Annotated in this window: 18 protein-coding genes; all 18 read right to left on the minus strand. The window is 74.1% G+C overall.

Annotated elements, in window-relative coordinates; genetic code table 11:
* Positions 1–982: type I glyceraldehyde-3-phosphate dehydrogenase (gap, locus tag ACFWEJ_RS07150; protein ID WP_377228503.1), on the minus strand; the 982-nt coding region annotated here is incomplete at its 3' end.
* Between the two features lie 272 nt (positions 983–1,254).
* Positions 1,255–2,235, minus strand: coding sequence for a DNA-binding protein WhiA (gene whiA / locus ACFWEJ_RS07155; protein WP_377228504.1), 981 nt, complete (start codon positions 2,233–2,235; stop codon positions 1,255–1,257).
* 112 nt (positions 2,236–2,347) lie between these two features.
* Positions 2,348–3,205: a DUF1684 domain-containing protein gene (locus ACFWEJ_RS07160; protein ID WP_377228505.1), complete on the minus strand. Its 858-nt coding sequence runs from the start codon at positions 3,203–3,205 to the stop codon at positions 2,348–2,350.
* A 189-nt stretch (positions 3,206–3,394) separates the two neighbouring features.
* The gene (locus ACFWEJ_RS07165; protein ID WP_377228506.1) at positions 3,395–4,546 is read right to left on the minus strand and encodes an LLM class flavin-dependent oxidoreductase; all 1,152 of its coding nucleotides are present in this window, start codon (positions 4,544–4,546) and stop codon (positions 3,395–3,397) included.
* Entirely contained in the window at positions 4,546–5,667 is a 1,122-nt protein-coding gene (locus ACFWEJ_RS07170) for an LLM class flavin-dependent oxidoreductase (protein WP_377228507.1), read from the minus strand. Before ACFWEJ_RS07170 ends, ACFWEJ_RS07165 begins: the two co-directional genes overlap by 1 nt.
* A 49-nt stretch (positions 5,668–5,716) precedes the next feature.
* Positions 5,717–7,000, minus strand: a complete 1,284-nt coding sequence (locus tag ACFWEJ_RS07175; protein ID WP_377228508.1) for an LLM class flavin-dependent oxidoreductase — start codon at positions 6,998–7,000, stop codon at positions 5,717–5,719.
* Positions 7,001–7,005: 5 nt separating this feature from the next.
* Positions 7,006–8,019: an ABC transporter substrate-binding protein gene (locus ACFWEJ_RS07180; RefSeq protein WP_377228509.1), complete on the minus strand. Its 1,014-nt coding sequence runs from the start codon at positions 8,017–8,019 to the stop codon at positions 7,006–7,008.
* 65 nt (positions 8,020–8,084) lie between these two features.
* Positions 8,085–8,849, minus strand: coding sequence for an amino acid ABC transporter ATP-binding protein (locus ACFWEJ_RS07185; protein WP_377228510.1), 765 nt, complete (start codon positions 8,847–8,849; stop codon positions 8,085–8,087).
* On the minus strand, positions 8,846–9,970 hold the full coding sequence (locus ACFWEJ_RS07190; RefSeq protein WP_377228528.1) for an amino acid ABC transporter permease: 1,125 nt from the start codon (positions 9,968–9,970) through the stop codon (positions 8,846–8,848). Before ACFWEJ_RS07190 ends, ACFWEJ_RS07185 begins: the two co-directional genes overlap by 4 nt.
* Positions 9,967–10,560 carry a GNAT family N-acetyltransferase gene (locus ACFWEJ_RS07195; protein WP_377228511.1) on the minus strand — a complete coding sequence of 198 codons (594 nt, stop codon included), beginning with the start codon at positions 10,558–10,560 and terminating at the stop codon, positions 9,967–9,969. Before ACFWEJ_RS07195 ends, ACFWEJ_RS07190 begins: the two co-directional genes overlap by 4 nt.
* Positions 10,557–11,441 carry a DUF1684 domain-containing protein gene (locus ACFWEJ_RS07200; protein WP_377228512.1) on the minus strand — a complete coding sequence of 295 codons (885 nt, stop codon included), beginning with the start codon at positions 11,439–11,441 and terminating at the stop codon, positions 10,557–10,559. Before ACFWEJ_RS07200 ends, ACFWEJ_RS07195 begins: the two co-directional genes overlap by 4 nt.
* A complete protein-coding gene (locus ACFWEJ_RS07205; RefSeq protein ID WP_377228513.1) occupies positions 11,438–13,273 on the minus strand; it encodes a dipeptide ABC transporter ATP-binding protein in 1,836 nt (611 codons plus the stop codon). The genes ACFWEJ_RS07200 and ACFWEJ_RS07205 overlap by 4 nt, the downstream gene beginning before the upstream one ends.
* A complete protein-coding gene (locus ACFWEJ_RS07210; RefSeq protein ID WP_377228514.1) occupies positions 13,270–14,094 on the minus strand; it encodes an ABC transporter permease in 825 nt (274 codons plus the stop codon). Before ACFWEJ_RS07210 ends, ACFWEJ_RS07205 begins: the two co-directional genes overlap by 4 nt.
* Positions 14,091–15,056 (minus strand): ABC transporter permease, encoded by a 966-nt coding sequence (locus ACFWEJ_RS07215; protein WP_377228515.1) that lies wholly within the window; start codon positions 15,054–15,056, stop codon positions 14,091–14,093. The genes ACFWEJ_RS07210 and ACFWEJ_RS07215 overlap by 4 nt, the downstream gene beginning before the upstream one ends.
* Positions 15,056–16,699 carry an ABC transporter substrate-binding protein gene (locus ACFWEJ_RS07220; protein ID WP_377228516.1) on the minus strand — a complete coding sequence of 548 codons (1,644 nt, stop codon included), beginning with the start codon at positions 16,697–16,699 and terminating at the stop codon, positions 15,056–15,058. The genes ACFWEJ_RS07215 and ACFWEJ_RS07220 overlap by 1 nt, the downstream gene beginning before the upstream one ends.
* Positions 16,700–17,186: 487 nt before the next feature.
* Positions 17,187–18,197 (minus strand): uridine diphosphate-N-acetylglucosamine-binding protein YvcK, encoded by a 1,011-nt coding sequence (yvcK, locus tag ACFWEJ_RS07225; RefSeq protein ID WP_377228517.1) that lies wholly within the window; start codon positions 18,195–18,197, stop codon positions 17,187–17,189.
* A complete protein-coding gene (gene rapZ, locus ACFWEJ_RS07230; protein WP_377228518.1) occupies positions 18,194–19,132 on the minus strand; it encodes an RNase adapter RapZ in 939 nt (312 codons plus the stop codon). Before rapZ ends, yvcK begins: the two co-directional genes overlap by 4 nt.
* A gap of 19 nt (positions 19,133–19,151) precedes the next feature.
* Positions 19,152–21,143, minus strand: coding sequence for an excinuclease ABC subunit UvrC (gene uvrC / locus ACFWEJ_RS07235; RefSeq protein WP_377228519.1), 1,992 nt, complete (start codon positions 21,141–21,143; stop codon positions 19,152–19,154).
* Positions 21,144–21,191: the final 48 nt, after the last annotated feature.

Raw genomic sequence — 21,191 nt, forward strand, 5'->3', positions numbered from 1 at the left:
CGGTGAGCGAGACGAGGCTGTTCGAGTAGCCCCACTCGTTGTCGTACCAGGAGACGACCTTGACCTGGTTGCCGATCACCTTGGTGAGCTTCGAGTCGTAGATGCTCTGGTGCGGGTTGGTCACGATGTCCGACGACACGATCTCGTCGTCCACGTACTCCAGGATGCCCTTCAGGGGGCCCTCGGCGGCGGCCTTGACCGCGGCGTTGACCTCCTCGACGGTGACGTCGCGGGGCGCCTCGAACGTGAGGTCCGTGGCCGAGCCGGTGATGACCGGCACGCGCAGGGCGTAGCCGTCCAGCTTGCCCTTGAGCTCCGGCAGCACCAGGGCGACGGCCTTGGCGGCACCCGTGGTGGTCGGCACGATGTTCTGCGCGGCGGCGCGGGCGCGACGCAGGTCGCTGTGCGGGCCGTCCTGCAGGTTCTGGTCACCCGTGTAGGCGTGGATCGTGGTCATGAGGCCACGCTCGATGCCGATCGAGTCGTTCAGGGCCTTCGCCAGCGGGGCGAGGCAGTTCGTGGTGCACGACGCGTTCGAGATGATGTGGTGCGCCGCGGCGTCGTACTGCTCGTGGTTGACGCCCATGACGAACGTCGCGTCCTCGTTCTTGGCCGGGGCCGAGATGATGACCTTCTTCGCGCCGGCGTCGATGTGCGCCTTCGCCTTGGTGGCGTCCGTGAAGAAGCCCGTGGACTCGATGACGATGTCCGCACCCAGCTCGCCCCAGGGGAGGTCGGCGGGGTTGCGCTCGGCGAGCGCACGGATCTTCTTGCCGTCCACGATGATGTTGTCGTCGTCGAAGTCGACCGACTTGCCGAAGCGGCCCAGCGTCGTGTCGTACTTGAGCAGGTGCGCGAGCGTCTTGTTGTCGGTGAGGTCGTTCACGCCCACGACCTCGATGTCCGCACCCGACTCCACGAGAGCCCGGTAGAAGTTCCTGCCGATACGGCCGAAGCCGTTGATGCCGACGCGGATGGTCACAATGCCCTCCTCAGGGGCGCCGGCCGTCCCGGCGCACACGTTTCCTTGGATCTGACGCCACTGCCGTCGATGCCCGACAGTCAGTGCGTTGCCAGGGTGTTTCCGGGCGCCGCGACCCCGCGACGACCCGAAGGGGAAACGCGATGGTCACGGCGTCGTCACCTGACGATTTCGAGCCTATACCCGAACCGTGCCGAACCGTGACCCGAGCCGGACAGCCTGGAACTCCCGGTTCTGTCCTTTCCCACAAATACAGATCCCACGGAAACAGATCAGAGATCGAGCAGGTCCGCCGACAGCCCCGCCTCGGTGTCCGGGATCCCCAGCTCCAGGGCGCGCTTGTCCGCCGTCGACAGCAGCCGGCGGATCCGGCCCGCGACCGCGTCCTTGGACAGCTGCGGCTCCGCCAGCCGGCCCAGCTCCTCCAGCGACGCCTGCTTGTGCGCCAGGCGCAGCTCACCGGCCTGCCGCAGGTGCTCCGGCAGCTCGTCCCCCAGGATCTCGAACGCCCGCTGCACGCGCGCCCCCGCGGCCACCGCCGCCCGGGCCGACCGGCGCAGGTTCGCGTCGTCGAAGTTCGCCAGGCGGTTCGCCGTGCCGCGCACCTCGCGGCGCTCGCGCCGCTCCTCCCAGACCTTGAGCGTCTCGGGCGCGCCGATCCGCTCCAGCATGCGGCCGATGGAGTCGCCGTCGCGGATCACGACGCGGTCGATGCCGCGCACCTCGCGGGACTTGGCCGCCACGCCCAGGCGGCGGGCCGCGCCGACGAGCGCGAGCGCGGCCTCCGGCCCGGGGCTGGTCACCTCGAGCGCCATGGACCGGCCGGGCTCGGTCAGGGACCCGTGCGCCAGGAACGCGCCGCGCCAGACGGCCTCGGCCTCGGGGACGCCGGCGGACACGACCTCGGGCGCCAGGCCGCGCACGGGGCGGCCGCGGGCGTCGAGCAGGCCGGTCTGGCGGGCGAGCGACTCACCCTCGCGCACCACGCGCACCACGAACCGCGAGCTCTTCCGCAGGCCGCCGGCCTGCACCACGATGAGCTCGCTCGTGTGCCCGTAGAGGTCGTGGATGGCGTGCCGCAGCCGGGTCGCTGCCGCCTCGGTGTCCAGCTCCGCCTCGATCACGACCCGACCGGAGATGATGTGGAGCCCGCCCGAGAACCGCAGCGTCGCGGAGACCTCTGCCTTACGGCACGACGTCTTCGCCACCCGCACCCGCGCGAGCTCCTCCTTGACCTGTCCCGTGAGCGCCATGGCGTCATCCTGCCATGGTCATGTGCACGGTAACCCGGTGGAATCGCGGAAACTCGGGCGAATTGTCCCGGCGTGTCGCCTCATCGGTCGATCCGCTTGCAGTGAATCGCCCTCATCGCGGCGCCTTCTCGCCGGCGGTGACGGCGAACGGCAGGTGGTTGCCCGCCAGCGGCGCGGCGCCCGTGCCGAAGTCCGTGAAGGCGTGCGGCAGGTTTGCCGCCCGGTTCAGGTCCAGGCGCAGCGTGTCCGACGGCGCGGCGTCGGTCGTCGTGATCTGGAGCGCCCGCCACGGCGCGACGCCGTCGGCCTCGTCGCTGAACACGACGACGGGCGACGTCAGGGTGCCGGTCAGCGCGAGCGTGGCCGACCGGCCGCCGTGCACGACGTCGACCTCGCCGAGCACCTCGACGTGGTGCACCAGCCCGGGCCGGGCCGCGCCGACCGTGACGGGCTCGGGCTCGTCGTACCAGCGCACGGGCACCTCCAGCACCCAGGCGGGGTCGTGGTCGAACGTGGGGACGCCCGCGAAGGCGGTGCGCGTGGCGGCCTGCGGGTCGCGCAGCCGCACGCCGTACCGGCCGGTGCGCACGATCACCTCGACGGCGACCTCGGCCGTCTCGTCCGGCCCGGCGGCCCGACCCTCGGGCAGGAAGGTACCCACGACCCGGCCACGCCCCTCGCCGACGCCGATCGCCGTGGGGCCGTCGGGCTCGATGTCCTCGCCCACCAGCACCGCGGTCTCCCCCGGGACGGGCTGCGTGCGCAGCACTCCGTCGGCGACCCACCACTCGCCGGGCACCCCGGGCAGGCGCGACGGCGTCGCCGTCGGCCACAGGAGCGCCGTCGGGCTCAGCCAGCCGTACGGCTCGCGCAGCTCACGCTCCCGGTCCGCACGCCAGGCGGCGTGCTCACGAACGGCCTCCTCGGCGGCGTTCGTACCGGACGTGGCGGCCTGCAGAGCCTCGGTCATGTCATGTCCTCCCGGTCGGGGTGCCGGCGTGCGCCGGCGAGGGCCCCCACCGCACAAGACGAACTGGGGGCCGCACTGGTTGTCCCGCACCGCGGGTGAAGTCGCGGCGCGCGATAACCGACCGACCGGATGGACATTCGATCGGTCGGAGATCGCCGCGCACGAAATTACGTCGCTCCTCCAGGAGTGTCAACGAAGCACACCGCGCCCGCCACCGGCCGGTGCGGTCGCGGTGGCCGGCGCGTCCGACGCCGTGAAGCCGGCCGCGCGCCGGTCGTCGTGCGGCCCCCACAGGTCGGTGGTCACCTCCGCCCGGACCACCGGCACCACCTCGGCCGCGAACCGGCGCAGCACGTCCTCCTGCCGCGCCGGCTCCAGCAGGTGGTTCACGGACACCGACTGCAGCACGTGCCCGAACGAGCCGTGGTAGTCCAGGATCTTCTCGGCCACCCGCTCGGGCGAGCCCACCAGCGCCGGCCCGCGCTCGACGGCGTCCTCCAGCGTGCGGAAGCTGGTCACCTTGCCGACCGCGCCCGGCGCGTGCCGGCGCGCGTCCTGCTGGCGCACCTGACCCTCGTAGATCGGCCGGTACTGCTCCACGGCCTTCTCGGTGGTGTCGGCCAGGAACAGGCCGCCCGAGCCGGCGCCGACGAACCCGTACGCCGGGTCGTGCTCCGCGGCCGCGTACCGCTCGCGGTACCGGTCGATGAGCAGCGCGTAGTTCTCGCGGGGCTGGAGGGCGTTGGCGGTGACGATCGGGTCGCCGTGCTCGGCCGCGAGGTCGACGGCGAACTGCGACGTCGCCGAGCCGTGCCAGATGCGGAACGGCCCCGCGAACGGCCGCGGCAGGGTGGTCGCGTGCTCCAGCCGGTGGCGGTGCCGGCCCTCCCACGTGACGTCCTCGGTGGAGAGCAGCAGCCGCAGCAGCTCGTAGTTCTCCCGCAGGTACTCGTACTGCTTGGTGATGTCCAGGCCGAGCAGCGGGTACTGGAGGTCCTCGTTGCCCTTGCCGATGACGATCTCCAGCCGGCCGCGGCTGAGCTGGTCGACCGTCGCGAGGTCCTCGGCGAGCCGGATCGGGTCGTGCAGGGACAGCACCGTGACGCCCGTGGACAGCAGGATGCGGGAGGTACGGGCGGCGATGGCGCCGAGCAGCACCGTCGGGGCCGACGACAGCACCGGGCCCGCGTGCCGCTCCCCCACCGCGAAGGAGTCGAAGCCGAGCTCCTCGGCGAGCACCGCGGTGTCCACGATCCGGTTCAGCCGGTCGGCGGGCGGCACCTCGCGGCCCGTCACGGGGTGCGGCGGGTTGAACGCGATGTCCAGGACCTGGAAGCGCATCAGGCCGCCGTGCTCTCGGCGGCGGCCGCCGCCGCGTCGCGCTGGGCCACGCCCTCCCGGACCAGCGGGATGACGTAGCGGCCGAAGTCGATCGCGTCGTCGAGCAGGTCGTAGCCGCGGGCCGAGATGACCCGCACGCCCAGGTCGTAGTACGCCAGCAGCGCCTCGGCGACCTGCTCCGGCGTGCCGACCAGGGCGTTGGAGTTCCCGGCGCCGCCGGTCGCCTTCGCGGTGGCCGTCCACAGCGCGGTGTCGAACCGCTCGCCCTGGGCGGCGATCTCCAGCAGGCGCTGGGACCCCGCGTTCTCCGGCTTGTCGATGGGGTGGCGCCGGCTCAGCACACCGCCCTGGGCGGCCTTGCGCGCCTCGATCCGGTCCAGGATGCGGTGCGCCTTCTCCCAGGCCAGCTCCTCGGTGGGCGCGATGATCGGCCGGAACGCCGCGTGGATGCGCGGCGGCGTCGCCCGGCCGGCCGCGGCCGCCTCGGCGTGCACGCGGGCGATCTGCTCGGCGGTGCGGTCCAGCGGCTCTCCCCAGACGGCGTAGATGTCGGCCTCGGCGGCCCCCACCGGATAGGCGGCCTCGGACGAGCCGCCGAACGAGATGGTGGGCACGTGGCCCTCGACCGGTTTGGTGTCCAGCACGAAGTCGTCGAGGTCGTAGAACTCGCCGTGGTGGTCGAACGGCTCGGCGCTGGTCCAGGCCCGCTTCACGATCTGGATGTACTCGCGCGTGCGGGCGTACCGCTGGTCCTTGGTGAGGGTGTCGCCCTCGCGGCCCTGCTCGTGGTCGTTGCCGCCCGAGATGAAGTGCACGGACAGCCGCCCGCCCGAGAGCTGGTCCAGGGTCGCGAACGTCTTGGCCGCGTACGTCGGGTAGGAGACGTTCGGCCGGTGCGCCAGCAGCAGCTCGATGTCCGGCACGTGCGCGGCGACGTGCGCGGCGAGCGCCGACGGTTCCGGCCCGGAGGAGCCGTAGGCGAACAGGATGCGGGTCCAGCCGTTGTCCGCGTGCGCGCGGGCGATGCGGACCAGGTACTCGGGGTCGAAGGGCTGGGTGGTGCGTGCGGTGGTCTCGGAGGCGTCGCTGGTCGCGGCGATGCCGAGGAACTCGACGGGCATGGGGGTTCTCCTTCGTTCGGTGCCGGGACGGTTCGGTGGGGGTACCGCGTCAGACGCCGCTGGCCACGCGCCCGCCGTCCGGGGCGGCGGCCCGGTCGGCGTCGCCCCAGGCGTGGGCCAGCAGCTCGAAGGAGCGGCGCGTCTCGGCGGGGTCGTGGGTGGCGGTGGTCACGAGCAGCTCGTCGGCGCCGGTGACGCGCACGAGCGTCTCGAGGCGTTCGACGACGGTGGCCGGGTCGCCCACGATCCGGGTGTCGACCCGGTCGGCCACCAGGGCGCGCTCGGCGTCGGGCCGGTCGGTCCAGGCGGTGGCGGCGGACGGCGACGGGTAGGCGATGGCGCCGCGCTCGCCGCGCCGGATGGACAGCACCCAGTCGGCGAACGGCTCGGCGAGCACGCGGGCGCGTTCCAGGGTCTGCGCCACGAGCACGTCGGCCGACACGATGACGTAGGGCTCCTCCAGCACGCCGGGCCGGAACGCCTCCCGGTAGGCGGCGACGGTGTCCAGCACGGTGGCGGGGCTGACGTGGAAGTTGGCCGCGAGCGGCAGGCCGAGCTCGCCCGCCACGCGGGCGCTCTCGCCCCCGCTGGACGCGAGGAGCCAGAGGTCGAACTGGGCCCCCTCGACGGGCGGGCTCGTGTAGGCGCCGCCGGTCCGGTCCCGGTAGGTGCCGCGCTGGACGTCGAGCACGAGCTCGACCTCCTCGCGGAAGTCGGCGGGCTTGCGCTGCACGCCGATCACCTCCTGCTGGGCGAGGATCCGCTCGCGCAGCGCGGGGTCGTTGAACCCGTTCGGCGGCGCGGGCGGCACGTAGAGCCCGTCCACCAGCCGGGGCACGGCGGGCGCCGGCGGGCGGGGCGGCGGCACGACGTCGGCGGCGCCGCCCGGCGCGCCGTCCGACGGCGCTGCACCCGACGTCGTCCCGCCGTCCGACGGCCCCTCGCCACCCGGGCGGGCCGACGGCGGGACCGTGAACGACCGGCCCAGCCCCAGGTCGACCCGCCCGGGGTGCAGGGCGGCGATGGTGCCGAACTGCTCGGCGGCGATCAGGGGCGACGTCGTGGACAGCAGCACCGCCCCGGAGCCGACGCGGATGCGCGAGGTGCGGGCCGCGACGGCGGCGGCGAGGACCGCCGGCGACGCGGAGGCGACGCCGGGCGCGAGGTGGTGCTCGGCGTACCAGACGCGGTGGTAGCCCAGGGCGTCGAGGTCGGTCGCGAGCGCCACGGCCCGCTGGATCGCCTCGACGCCGGTGGAGCCGTCGGCGACCAGGGCGAGGTCCAGCACGGACAGGGGCACGCGGGTGGTGCGGTCGGTGGTCGGTTCGGTCATGCGGCTCACTCCTCGGTCTTGGGCAGGCCGGGCGGGTTGGTCTCGGCGTGGTCCACGGCCTCGACCTCGAGGCCCCAGCGCTCCAGCACCTGCTGGTAGGACCCGTCCTCGATGGCGTGGTTGAGGGCGGCGGTGACCGCCTCGGCGGCGCCGGCGCCCTTCTTGGTGGCGACGGCGATCTGCGCCGTGTCGGGCCAGCCGCCGTTCAGGGTGCCGACCACCTTGAAGTCCTCCGGGGAGACCGCGGCCTGGTAGGCGAGCACGGCGTTGGGCCCCACGTAGGCCTCGACGCGGCCCGACTGGAGGGCGAGCAGCACGTCGGAGAGCTGCTCGTAGTACTCGGGGCCCTGGATGGGCTCCAGCCCGTCCTCCTGGTTGAGGCGGTCCCACTCGAGCAGGATCTTCTCCTGGTTGGTCCCGGAGCCGACGCCGACGACCTTGCCCGCGATGTCCTCGCGCTTCTCGATCGTCAGGTCGGAGTCGGCGGCGGTGAGCCAGCCGAGCTCGTCGACGCGGTAGCTGGAGAAGTCGATCGTCTCCTTGCGCTCCTCGGTCACGGTGATGTTGGAGATGACGGCGTCGACGTCGCCCGACTGGAGGGCGAGCGGCCAGTCGGCCCAGGCCTTGACCTCCAGGTTCACGTCCTTGCCGAGCGCGTCCGCGACGAGCTGGGCGATGTCGGTCTCGTGGCCGATCGGCGTCTTGTCGTCGTCGGCGAGGAAGACCAGGGGCGGGGAGCCGCTGGCGCTGACGGCGACGGTGATCTCGTCCTTGTCGGCCCACTCGTCGGGCAGCAGCGCGACGGCCTCGGCGGACTCGGTGGTGCGGACACGCTCCTGGTCGGGGCTGGTGCTGACCTGCAGGCCGGCCGACTCGGGCGCGTTCCCGGCGAGGCCGGCGGCGTCGTCCGCCTCGGGTCGCTCGGTGCTGGCGGCCGAGCAGGCGGCGGTGAGGGCGAGCAGGGGGACGGCGGCCAGGGCGAGCAGACGGGTGCGGACGGCTCGTCGGGAGACGGTCACGGTGGTTCCTCTCGGGGCAGTTTCCGGGGCAGAATCCCGGGCTGGGGTGGGGGTCGGGAACGGGGTCACAGGACCTTCTCCAGGAAGGCCTTGGTCCGGTCGTTGGTGGGGTTGTCGAGCACGTCGGCGGGCGGCCCCTGCTCGACCACGACGCCCTCGTCCATGAAGACGACGGTGTCCGCGATCTCGCGGGCGAAGCCCACCTCGTGCGTGACGACGACGAGCGTGGTGCCGGTGCCGGCGAGCTCCTTGATGACGCCGAGCACCTCGCCGACGAGCTCGGGGTCCAGGGCCGACGTCGGCTCGTCGAAGAGCACGACCGCGGGCCGCAGGGCCAGGGCGCGGGCGATGGCGACGCGCTGCTGCTGGCCGCCGGAGAGCTGCCGGGGCCGGGCGTCGGCCCGGTCGGCGAGCCCGACGCGGGCCAGCAGCTCGCGCGCCTCCGCCTCGGCCTCGGCGCGCGGCCGACCCTGCGCGTAGATGGGCGCCTCGACGATGTTCTCCAGCACGGTGAGGTGCGGGAACAGGTTGAAGTTCTGGAACACGAACCCGATCCGGGTGCGCCGGCGCAGGATCTCGCGCTCGGTGAGCTCCCGGAGGGTGTTGCCGTGCCGGGCGTAGCCGATGAGCTCGCCGTCCAGGGACACGAACCCGCGGTCCACCTTCTCCAGGTGGTTGATGGCGCGCAGCAGGGTCGACTTGCCCGACCCGGACGGGCCGATGATCGCGGTCACCTCGCCCGGGCGGACGGTCAGGTCCACGCCGCGCAGGGCCTCCAGCAGGCCGAACGACTTGTGCACGCCCCGGATCTCCAGCAGTCCGCCGGTCATGCGGCACCTCCCTGAGGTCCCGTGCCGGTACCGGAGCCGGCGTTGGTGGTGGTGCCGGCGCGCGGGGCGACCCAGCGCCCCACCCGGACGCGCGCCGCGAAGGCGGGCGGGACGCCGTCGGGCACGGGGGCGCCGGTCAGGCGCGACCAGCCGACCTGGAGCTCCCACCGCACCCGCTGGACGGGCGTGGGCGGCAGGGTGCGCAGCGCGCCCTTGGCGTAGTGCCGCTCCACGTAGTACTGGACCACCGTGATGAGTGTGGTCAGCGCGAGGTACCAGATCGCGGCGACGATGAGCAGCGGCACGACCCGGCCGTTGCGGCCGTAGATGACGCTCACGATGTAGAACAGCTCGCCGTACGCCAGCACGTACACGATCGAGGTGCCCTTGAGCAGGCCGATCACCTCGTTCACCGCGGTGGGCACGATGGACCGCATCGCCTGCGGCAGGATGATCCGGCGCACCTGGCGGTGGCGCGGGATGCCCAGGGACGCCGCGGCCTCGTGCTGGCCCTGGTCGACGCCGAGGATGCCGGCCCGCACGATCTCCGCGCTGTACGCCGCCTGCGACAGCCCGAGGCCCAGGATCGCGGCCCAGAACTTGTCGATCAGGTCGAGCGTGTCGAAGAACAGGAACTCCGGCCCGAACGGGATGCCGAGGCTCAGCACCGGGTACAGGTAGGCGAGGTTGTACCAGAGCAGGAGCTGCAGCAGCAGCGGCACCGACCGGAACACCCACGTGTAGGCCCACGAGACGGCCTGCAGCAGCGGCGAGCGGGACAGCCGCATCAGGGCCAGCACCGTGCCGAGCGCGAAGCCCACGATCGACGCCGTCACCGTGAGCCGGATCGTGGCCCACGCCCCCTCCAGGATGGAGGGCCACGTGAGGTAGCGGGCCACGACGTCCCACTCCCAGCGGTCGTTGGTGACCAGGGAGGAGACGACCATGGCCAGCAGCACGCCCACCACGGCGGTCGCGATCCAGCGGCCCGGATGCCGGGCCGCGACCACGCGCAGGTCCTCGTCGGCGGGTCCGGCCTGCGCCGGCCCGCCCCCGCCCGGCGGCAGGCCGGGCGGCGGGTACAGGAGCCGGGACTCGCCCTCGGCCAGGTCGGCGCTCATGTCGTCAGCCATTTCTCGAAGGGGAGCGGGCCGAACGGCTGCTCGGTCGCGGGGTCGGCGGGCGCGGGCTCGCCGGCGGCGGCCGCGGTGAGCGGCGTGTAGCCCGTGGCGCGGTAGAGACCCGCGGCCTCCGGCTGGCGCGGGCCGGTGGTCAGGTAGAGCCGCGGGTAGCCCAGGTCGCGGGCCCGGGTCTCCAGCTCGGCCAGCACACGCCGGGCCAGGCCGCGGCGCCGGTGCGCGTCGTGGGTCCAGATGCGCTTGAGCTCGGCCGTGGGGACGGCCGGGACGCCGTCCGCGTCGCGGGCGTCGGCGCGCGCCAGGCGCGCGGCCTCCCCCAGCTCGGGCTCCAGCCGACGGCGGAACGCGCCGCCCGCCACCGGCTCGCCGTGCTCCAGGAGCAGCACCAGGGCGCCCACGGGCGGGGCGAACTCCTCGGCCGCGTAGTGCGCCATCTCGGCCCGGTGCTGCTCCTCGGTCAGCAGGTCGTGGTAGCGGGTGCGGTACTCGACCGACAGGCCCGCCAGCAGCGGCTCGACCAGCGGGTCGGACAGGTGCACGTCGCGGACCTCCAGCCCGGCGAGCGCCGTCAACGGGGTGCCTTCTCGCCCGCGGTGACCGCGAACGGCAGGTGGTTGCCCGCCAGCGGGGCGGGGCACGTGCCGAACCGCGTGAACGCGTACGGCAGGTTCAGCGCCCGGTTCAGGTCCAGGCGCAGCGTGCCGGGGGCCGGGCCGTCGGCGGCGTCCGCCGTCGTCCCCGGGACGCGGACGTGCAGGACCCGCCACGGCGCGACCTCGTCGGACTCGTCGGTGAACAGGAGGGTCGGCTCGGTGCTGCTGCCGGTCAGCGCCAGGGTGGTGACCGTCCCGGCGTGGGCGACGTCCACCTCGCCGAACACCTCGACGTGGTGCACCAGGCGGGGCTGCGCCGCGCCCACGGTCACCGCGTCGGGTTCGTCGTACCAGCGCACGGGCACGTCCAGCACCCAGGCCGGGTCGTGGTCGAACGCGGGGACGCCGTCGAACCCCGTGCGGGTGGCCGCCTCCGGGTCCCGCGGCCGCACGGCGTACCGGCCGGTGCGCAGCACCACCTCGACCGCCACCTCGTGCTCGGCCCCGGCCGCGCGGCCCTGCGGCAGGAACGTGCCCAGGATCCGGCTGCGGCCCTCGCCCACGACGACCGACGTCGGACCGTCGGGCTCGACGTGCTCCCCCACCAGCACGGCCGTGTCGCCGGACGCCGGGCGGGTGTACAGCGTCCGCTCGGCGACCCACCACTCGCCGGGCAGCCCCGGCAGGCGCGCCGGCGTGGCCGTGGGCCACAGCAGCGCCGCCGGGGTCAGCCAGCCGTGGGGCGTGCGCAGGTCGCGCTCGCGGGCGGACCGCCACGCGGCGTGCTCGCGCGCGGCGGCGTCGGCGGCTGCGGCGGCGTCGGGCGAGGCCGCCGCCGGCTTGCTCAGTACCTCGGTCATGTCAGGTCCTTCCGGTCGGGGTGCTGCGCAGCGGTGCGGGCACCGGGGATCGCAGCGATCAGCTCCGCGGTGTACGGGTGGGCGGGGTGGTCGAACACGCGGCCGACGGGTCCGGTCTCCACGAGCCGGCCGGCGCTCATGACCCCGACGTGGTCGGCGACCTGCCGCACCACCGCCAGGTCGTGCGAGATGAACAGGTAGGTCAGGCCCCGCTCGGCGCGCAGCCGGGCCAGCAGCTCCAGCACGCGGGCCTGCACGGAGACGTCGAGCGCGGAGGTGGGCTCGTCCAGCACGAGCAGCTCCGGGTCGAGCGCCAGCGCCCGCGCGATGGCCACCCGCTGGCGCTGCCCGCCCGACAGCTCGGCCGGCCGCCGTCCGGCCAGGTCCGGCGAGAGGTGCACCTGCTGCAGGAGCTGCGCCACGCGGTCGCGCCGCTCGGCGCGGTCCCCAACGCGATGGGCGCGCAGCGGCTCCTCCACGACGGCGGCGACCGTGAAGCGGGGGTCGAGGGACGAGTACGGGTCCTGGTGCACCAGCTGGGTCCGACGGCGGGTCGCCCGGTCGGCGCCGACGGGCGCGCCGTCCAGCTCGACCGCACCCCCGTCGGGCTGCTCCAGGCCGAGCACGAGGCGTGCCGTGGTCGACTTGCCCGACCCCGACTCCCCCACCAGCGCGAACGCGGAGCCGCGCGGGACGGCGAACGACACGTCGTCGACGGCGCGCAGCCGCTCCCGGCGACCCAGGCGGAACTCCTTGACCAGGCCGCGGACCTCCAGGAGGGCGGACGGCGGGGTCTCCGCGGTGCCGTCCTGCGTGCGGGCGCCGTCGGCGACGGTGGCGGCAACGGTTGCGGCAACGGTCCCGGCAACGGTGGCGGAGGTCGTGCCGGCGGCCCTTCTCGGGGCCGGTCCTTCGCCCGCCTCGTCCTCGGCACCGGCGTCCGGCGCGTATGCGCTTGGCACATTATTTCTGCCGGGCACGGCCGCGACCAGCTCCCGCGTGTACGGGTGCTCGGGCGCGCCCAGCACCCGGGCGGCCGGGCCCTCCTCGACCACGACGCCGTCCTTGAGCACGACCACCCGGTCGGCCCGGTCGGCGGCCACGGCGAGGTCGTGCGTGATGAGCAGCACGGCCGTGCCCGCCCGGCCGGTGAGGTCCGCGAGCAGGTCCAGCACCCGCCGCTGCACGGTCACGTCCAGGGCCGACGTCGGCTCGTCCGCGATCACCAGCTCCGGCTCGCACGCCATCGCGATCCCCACGAGCACCCGCTGCCGCATGCCACCCGAGAGCTGGTGCGGGTACTGCCGGGCCCGCTCCCGCGGCCGGTCCAGCCCCACCTCGGCCAGGATCTCGACGGCCCGCTCGCGGGCGGCCCGGCGCGGCGTCCCGTGCACCACGAGGGCCTCCGCGACCTGGTCCCCCACCCGCACCACGGGGTCGAGCGCGGTGCCCGGGTCCTGCGGCACGAACCCGACGCGCACGCCGCGCACCCGCCGCCACGCGTCGGGGAGCAGGCCGGTCAGCGGCGTGGACCGCGGCCCGGCGCCGAGCGTCACCTCCCCCGCGGTGACGCGGCCGCCGTCGGGCAGCAGGCCGATCAGGGCGTGCGCCGTCGTGGACTTGCCGCTCCCGGACTCGCCGACCAGCGCGACCACCTCGCCGGGCCGCACGTCCAGGTCCACGCCGTGCACCACCTCGGCCTCGCCGTAGGCGACCCGCAGGCCGCGCACGCGCAGCGGGCCGCCCGACGGCGCGGGGTCGCCCGCGGCGGTCGCCGAAGCGGGGGTGCCGGTCGCAGGGGTGCCCGTGCCGGGCCGCGTCGTCAGCGTCATCGGTCCGTCCTCGTCTCGCGGGTGAGTGCCCGGCCGAGCACGCCGACGGCGAGCACGAACAGGGCGATGACCAGGCCCGGCAGCGTGGAGTACCACCAGGCGACGGCCAGGTAGTCGCGCCCCTCCGCGACCAGGGAGCCCCACTCGGGCGTGGGCGGCGTGGCGCCGTACCCGAGGAAGCTCAGGGCGGAGACCGCCAGGATCACGGCGCCGAGCTCGACGGCCGCGAGCGCCAGCACGGGGCCGGCGGCGTTGGGCAGCACGTGCCGCAGCAGGACGGCGCCCCGGCCCGCGCCGGCCAGCCGCGCGGCCTCCACGTAGGTGGCGTGCCGCACGCGCAGCACCTGGCTGCGCATGACGCGGGCGAACGTGGCCATCGAGGCGATGCCCACGGCGATCGCGACCTTGACGGTGCCGAAGCCGAGCGCGGTCACGACGGCGAGCGACAGCAGCAGGCCGGGGATGGCGAGCAGCACGTCGGTGGCGCGCATGAGGGCGTCGTCGACGGGGCCGCCGAGGAAGCCTGCGAGCAGCCCGATGCCGGACCCGGCCACCAGGGCGACGCCGATCGCGAGCAGCGCGGCGCGCACCGACAGGCTGGTGCCGTGCACGGTGCGGGAGAACAGGTCGCGGCCGAGGTGGTCGGTGCCGAACCAGTGGGCGGCGCCGGGGGCCTGGAGCTTGTCCGCGGGGACGCCGGTGATCGGGTCCTGCCCGGTGAACAGGCCGGGGACGAGCGCCCAGGCCAGGACCAGGACCACGATCGCGAGCGCCACCAGCGCGGCGGGCCGCGTGCGGAGCAGGGCGAGTGTGCGGGTCATCGCGCGCCTCCCCCGGTGCGGCCGTGGGCGCCGGCGAGCACCCGCGGGTCGAGCAGGGGGTGGACGAGGTCGACCAGGAGGCTGGTCAGGACGAACACCGCGGCGGCGACGACCACGAGCCCCTGGACCACGGGGATGTCCTGCGTGGTCACGGCGTTCTCGACCAGGCGGCCAAAGCCCTGGCGGGAGAACACCGTCTCGACCACGACCGTGCCGCCCAGCAGGTTGCCGACCAGGACGCCGAGCACGGTGACGGTGGGCAGCGACCCGTTGCGCACGACGTGCGCGCCGAGCACCCGGGCCCGCCCGGAGCCCTTGGCGAACGCCGTCTCGACGTAGGGCGCGCCCCAGGCCTCGCGCAGGCCCTGGGAGAGCACCTGCGCGACGACGGCGGCGAGGCCGGTCGCGAGCGTGACCGCGGGCAGCACCAGGGAGGCGAACCCCTCGTTGCCGACCGCCGGGAAGACGAACCAGGTGAACGAGAACAGGTGGAGCAGCACGAGGCCGACCCAGAACCCGGGCACCGCGACGCCGAGCGGCGGCAGCGCGAGCAGCAGGTCGCGCAGCCACCCGGCCCGGGTCCAGGACGCGAGCAGGGCGATCCCCACCCCGGCGACCAGGGCGAGGGCGAGCGCGAGGCCGGCGAGCTTGGCCGTCTCGGGGAACGCGTCCGCGATGAGGCCGGTCACGGGGGCGCCGCTGCTGATGGAGGTGCCGAGGTCGCCCGTCAGGGTGCGGCCGAGCAGCGTGAGGTACTGCTGCACGGGCCCCTGGTCGAACCCGTAGCGCTCGCGCAGCTCGGCGACCCGCGCCGGGTCCACGCGCTCGCCCCCGGCGCCCTGGTCGAGCATGATCGCGACCGGGTCGCTGGGCAGCAGGTACAGGATCAGGTAGGAGAGCGTGAACGCCGCCCACAGGACCGCGACGGCGCCGCCGAGGCGGCGCAGCACGTAGGCGACCATCACTCCTGCTCGATCCAGGCGTCGTGGAACAGCAGGCGGGAGGAGGCGTCGAAGGTGACCCCGTGCACGTCGCCGCGCACCCCGATCGACTGGGACAGCTCGAACAGCGGGATCGCGAGGCCCTCGTCGAGGAGCGCCTCCTGCGCCTCGGCCGCGATCGCGTCGCGGGCGGCCGGGTCGGCCTCGCCGAGCTGCTCGTCGAGCAGCGGGTCCACGACGTCGTCGGGCTCGCGCAGGCTGAGGTTGCGCTGCGCGGTGGAGAACTGGGTGCGCAGGATGTCGGCGTCGGCCCGGGTGACGTTGTAGTAGTAGAAGTCGTAGTCACCGGAGTCCTGGGCGACGGTCTGCTCGGGGGCCGTGAGCTGGCGGAGCGTGAGGTCGACGCCGACGGCGCGCAGCTGCTGGGCCACCAGCTCCAGCACCGGCCCGCTGCCGGTGAACACCGGGGTGTAGGTCACCTCGATCTCCAGCGGCTCGCCGTCCTTCTCGCGGATGCCGTCCGGGCCGGGGGCCCACCCGGCGTCGTCGAGGATGCGGCCGGCCTCCTCGGGGTCGAAGGCGAGCCGGTCGGACAGGTCGGTGTAGCCCGGCGTGGTGGACGCGAGGATGCCCGTGGCCGGCTCGAACGCGTCGGACAGCACCGTGTCGACCAGCTCCTGGCGGTCGATCGCCAGCAGGAGGGCGCGGCGCACCTCGACGTCGTCCAGGGGCGCGCGGGTCAGGTTGGGCTGCAGCACGAACGGCACGCCCGGGTTGGCGCGGGTCAGCACCGCGCCGCCCGAGCCCTCGACCTGCGGCACGTCCTGCGGCAGCACGTCGCCGACGGCGTCGAACTGGTCGGACGCGAGCCCGCCGGCCCGCACCCCGGACTCCGGGACGACCGAGAACTCGACGCGCTCCAGGTAGGCGTCGCCGTCGTGCTCCGCCGACGCGGGCGCCCAGTCGTAGCCCTCGCGGCGCGTGATGACGGCGCCCTGGTCCTGCGTGTAGCTGTCCAGCACGAACGGCCCCGAGCCGACGACGTCGCCCTGCAGGCGCTCGGCCGGGTCCACCGCCGCCGTCTCCTCGGCCAGGATCGCGAGCGACACCGTCGAGGTGGCCTGCAGGAACTGCGCGTTCGGCGCGTCGAAGACGACGGTCGCGGTCTGCTCGTCGGGCACCTCGGTCTGCTCGTAGCCCGCGAGGTAGCTCGCCGCGAGCGGCGCGCTCGCCCCGAGGTCGCCCGCGACGGCGTCGAAGCTGGCCTTGACGTCGGCGGAGTCCAGCGCGCTGCCGTCGGAGAACGTCACGCCGTCGCGCAGGTGGAACGTGAACCGGGTCAGGTCGTCGCTGACGTCCCAGCTCTCCGCGAGCCACGGCTGGATCTCGCCGGTCTCGGGGTCCTGGTCGGTGAGCGAGTCGGCGAGCTGCCGCGCCACGTAGATGCTGACGTTCGAGCCGACCTGCTGCGGGTCCACGCCCTGCGGCGCGGCCCCGAGCGCGAACCGGAGCGTGCCGCCCGGCGTCGGCTCGGCGGGCGCGCCGCCCGCGGCGGTGTCGGGTCCGGCGCAGCCGGTCAGGGCGAGCGCGGCGGCCAGGGCCGTGGCGACGGCCGGGGCTGCGACTGCTGTGGGCGACGTACGGCGGGGGTGGTTCGGGACCATGGGGGGTTGTCCTCTCGGGGCACGGCGAGGCGGACCTGCGTGAGGGTGCACGAAGGTCCGTCACCGGGAGTGACGCGGGGGCAGGGTGGGGGTTACCGACGGGTGGCGGGTGACGCGAGGTGACGGAGCGCGGGATGTCGGCCCCGGGGCGGGGACGACGACGGACGGCCGCGACGGGCCGGTCAGCAGGGGGCGCTGCTAGGTCTTACCTGGGTGCGGTCAGCGGCCGGCGGGACAACAACGGCGGGCACGACACAGGGAGCGGGCGTGCGCGATCTGCACCATGCCGTTCATCGCTCGTGCCATGCCGGTCTCCCTCCGATTCGAATTCCCTATCGGATTGATCGGAATTCGGTATGCGGGAAGTTACGGCCGTCCGCGGGGCATGTCAACGGTGTCCACGAAGGGTCTCGCATCGCGGACGGCGGGCGTGCGCCCCGCACGTCGTCGTGCGGGCGATCGCGCGCCGGGCCTGGTCAGAGCAGGGTCAGACGTCGCCGTAGACGCCCTCGAACACGTCCCGGTAGGCGGCCGCCAGGCGCAGTCCGTCGTGCCGGGCGGTGTCGTCGCCGCGGCGCACCTGCCGCATGATCACGCGCGCGCCCATCGACGCGGCCGCGGCCTCCAGGGCCGCGACGTCCTCGACGGCGGACGGGTCGGCCAGCACGGCGTCGATCCGCAGGCCGGGCGCGTGCTTGTGCAGCGCCTCCAGGTGGTCGACGGCGGTCAGGCCCGCCGTCTCGCCGTTCTCCGCGGACAGGTTGAGCGTGACGCACCGGCGCGCCTTGGTGACGTGCAGGGCGTCCGCGAGGGCGGGCACCAGCAGGTGGACCAGCACCGAGGAGTACCAGGACCCGGGGCCGAGGACCACCCAGTCGGCGTCGAGCACCGCCTGGACGGCCTCCGGGGACGCCGGCGGGTCCGCGGGCAGCAGTCGGAGCTGCTCGATCCGGCCCTCGGTCACGGCGACCTTGCTCTGCCCGATCACGGTCTCCAGGGGCGCCTCCGGCTCGCCGGGCGCCGCGGTGTGCCGCACGTCGGCCTCGACCACGAGCGGCACCGACGCCATCGGCAGCACCCGCCCGCGGGCGCCGAGCAGGCGGCCCACCCAGTCCAGCCCCTCGACCGGGTCGCCGAGCAGCTCCCACAGCGCGACGATGAGCAGGTTGCCCATGGCGTGGTTGTCCAGCTCGCCCGACGACGAGAACCGGTGCTGCAGCATCGCGCTCCACGTGCGGCCCCACTCGGAGTCGTCGCACAGGGCCGCGAGCGCCATCCGCAGGTCACCGGGAGGCAGCACGTCGAGCTCGTCGCGCAGCCGGCCGGACGAGCCGCCGTCGTCGGCCACCGTCACGACGGCGGTGAGGCGGTCCGACATGAGCCGCAGCGCGGACAGGCTGGCGGACAGGCCGTGGCCGCCGCCGAGGGCGACGACCGACGGGTTCTTGCTCCACTCCGGGGCGGGGACGTCGGGCACCCCCGGCGCGTGCGGGATCATTCGCGGCCCAGATCACGCGCCGAGACGGAGACGAGCTGCCCGCGGGCGCGCAGCCGCTCCGCGATGGCGTCGGACATGGCGACGGACCGGTGCTTTCCGCCCGTGCATCCCACGGCGATGGTCACGTAACGCTTCTCCTCGTTGAGGTAGCCGGCGAGCACCGGTGCCAGGGCGTCGACGTAGCGGTCCGCGAACTCGACGGCGCCCGGGCGGGCGAGCACGTAGTCGCGTACCGGCTGGTCGCGCCCCGTCAGGTGCCGCAGCTCGGTGATCCAGTACGGGTTGGCCAGGAACCGTACGTCCACCACGTGGTCCGCGTCCAGGGGGATGCCGTACTTGAACCCGAACGAGATCACGTTGATGCGCAGCTGCTCGGTCGCGTCGTGCGCGAGCCAGGCGCGGATCTCCCGGGCGAGGTCGTGCACGGACAGGTCGGAGGTGTCGATCCGCAGGTCGGCGCGCTCGGCCAGCGTCGCGACGACGGAGCGCTCCTCGGCGATGCCGTCCAGGATCCGGCCGTCGCCCTGCAGCGGGTGCGGGCGGCGCACCTGCTCGAAGCGGCGCACCAGCACCTCGTCGCTCGCGTCCAGGAACAGGATGCGGTAGGCCACCTTGGCCTCCGTCATGTGCACGAGCACCTTGTCCAGCTCCGAGAAGAACTGGCGGCCGCGCACGTCCACGACGACGGCGACGCGCTCGATGCTGGACCCCTTGGCCATCAGGTCGACCAGGGGCACCAGCATCATGGGCGGCAGGTTGTCGACCACGTACCAGTCGAGGTCCTCCAGCACGGCGGCGGCCCGGGACCGGCCGGCGCCGGACATCCCGGTGATCACCAGGACCTGCGGGTCGCTGCGCTCGGGGGTGTGCGTGGCGGCCTCGACCGCGGCGATTCCCTCGGGGGCCGTGGTGGGGGACGGCTCGGTGTTGCTCATGGCACCAAGCATGCCAGCGTCAGGCCTTCAGGGCGGCAACGACGGCCGCGGCCGTCGTGGTCCCCATGCCCCGCACGCTGGCGATCTCCTCGACGCTCGCCGCCTTGAGCCGCTTGACCGACCCGAAGTGGGTGAGCAGCACCTTCTTGCGGGCCGGCCCGAGCCCCGGGACGTCGTCGAGCACGGAGGCCGTCATGCCCTTGCTGCGCCGGCGGCGGTGCTGCGTGATCGCGAACCGGTGCGCCTCGTCGCGGACGCGCTGCAGCAGGTACAGGCCCTCGCTGGAGCGCTGCAGGATGACCGGGTACTCCTCGCCGGGCAGCCACACCTCCTCCAGCCGCTTGGCCAGGCCGCACAGCGCGACGTCGGTGATGCCGAGCTCCTCCAGCGCCTTCTTGGCGGCGGCGACCTGCGGCGGCCCGCCGTCGACCACCACGAGGCTCGGCGGGTAGGCGAACCGGGCCTTCTCCTCCGGGGCGTCGGCGGCGACCTCGCCGCCGGGCAGCGCCCCGGGCAGGGCGCCGGCCGGGTCGTCGGCGTCGCGGTCCTCCCCCGCGGAGATCTCGACGTCGTTGGCCTTGAGCCGGTCGTTGAGGTAGCGCTTGAACCGGCGCGTGATGACCTCGTGCATGGCCTGCGTGTCGTCGCGGGCGCCGTCGCCGTCCGACCCGCGGATGCTGAACGAGCGGTACTCGCTCTTGCGGGGCAGCCCGTCCTCGAAGACCACCATGGACGCGGACTGGTAGGTGCCCTGGGTGTGGGAGATGTCGTAGCACTCGATGCGCAGGGGCGCCGACTCCAGGTCGAGCGCCTCCTGGATCTCGCGCAGCGCCTGGCTGCGGGTCGTGAGGTCGCCCGCGCGGCGGGTGCGGTGCAGCACCAGCGCGTGCTCGGCGTTCTTGCGGACGGTCTCCGCGAGCTCCTTCTTGTCGCCGCGCTGCGGCACGCGGATGTCCACGCGCGAGCCGCGCAGGCCGGTGAGCCAGGCGCCCACCTGGTCCAGGTCTGGCGGCAGCACCGGGACGAGCACCTCGCGGGGCACGGCGTCGCGGGCCTCGGGGCCGCTCAGGTCCTGGTCGGACCCGTACACCTGCTGCAGCAGGTGCTCCACGAGCTCGCCGTCGCTGATGTCCTCGACCTTCTCGACCACCCAGCCGCGCTGGCCGCGGATGCGGCCGCCCCGGACGTGGAAGACCTGGACGGCGGCCTCCAGCTCGTCGCCCACCAGCGCGAACACGTCGGCGTCCGTGGCGTCGCCGAGCACCACCGCGTTCTTCTCGGTGGCGCGGCGCAGCGCCTCGATGTCGTCGCGCAGACGGGCGGCCTGCTCGTACTCCATCTCGGCGGCGGCCTCCTGCATGCGCTTGGTCAGCCGGCGCTCGAACTTGGCCGTGTCGCCCGCCATGAAGTCGCAGAAGTCCAGGACCAGCGCGCGGTGGTCGTCCACGCTGATGCGGCCCACGCACGGCGCCGAGCACTTGTCGATGTACCCGAGCAGGCACGGGCGGCCCGACTGCCCCGCCCGCTTGTAGACCCCCGCGGAGCAGGTGCGGATCGGGAACACCCGCAGCAGCAGGTCGAGGGTCTCCCGGATGGCCCAGGCGTGCCCGTACGGCCCGAAGTACCGGGTGCCCTTGCGCTTGGCCCCACGCATGACCTGCGCGCGCGGCACCTCCTCGCCCAGGGTCACCGCGAGGTACGGATACGACTTGTCGTCGCGGTACTTCACGTTGAACCGCGGGTCGTACTGCTGGATCCAGGTGAACTCCAGGGCGAGCGCCTCGACCTCGGTGCCCACCACCGTCCACTCGACCGACGCCGCGGTGGTCACCATCCGCTGCGTGCGCTCGTGCAGGTGCGCCACGTCCTGGAAGTAGTTCGCCAGGCGCTGGCGCAGGTTCTTCGCCTTGCCCACGTAGATGACCCGGCCGTGCTCGTCGCGGAACCGGTAGACACCGGGCGACGTCGGGATCTCTCCCGCCTTGGGTCGATAGGTTGCTGGATCCGCCATGGCACCAACCTATGCGCTGCCACTGACAACGCGGGACGACGACGCGGG

The sequence above is a fragment of the Promicromonospora sp. NPDC060204 genome, assembly GCF_042728455.1.
Classification (GTDB): Bacteria; Actinomycetota; Actinomycetes; order Actinomycetales; family Cellulomonadaceae; genus Promicromonospora.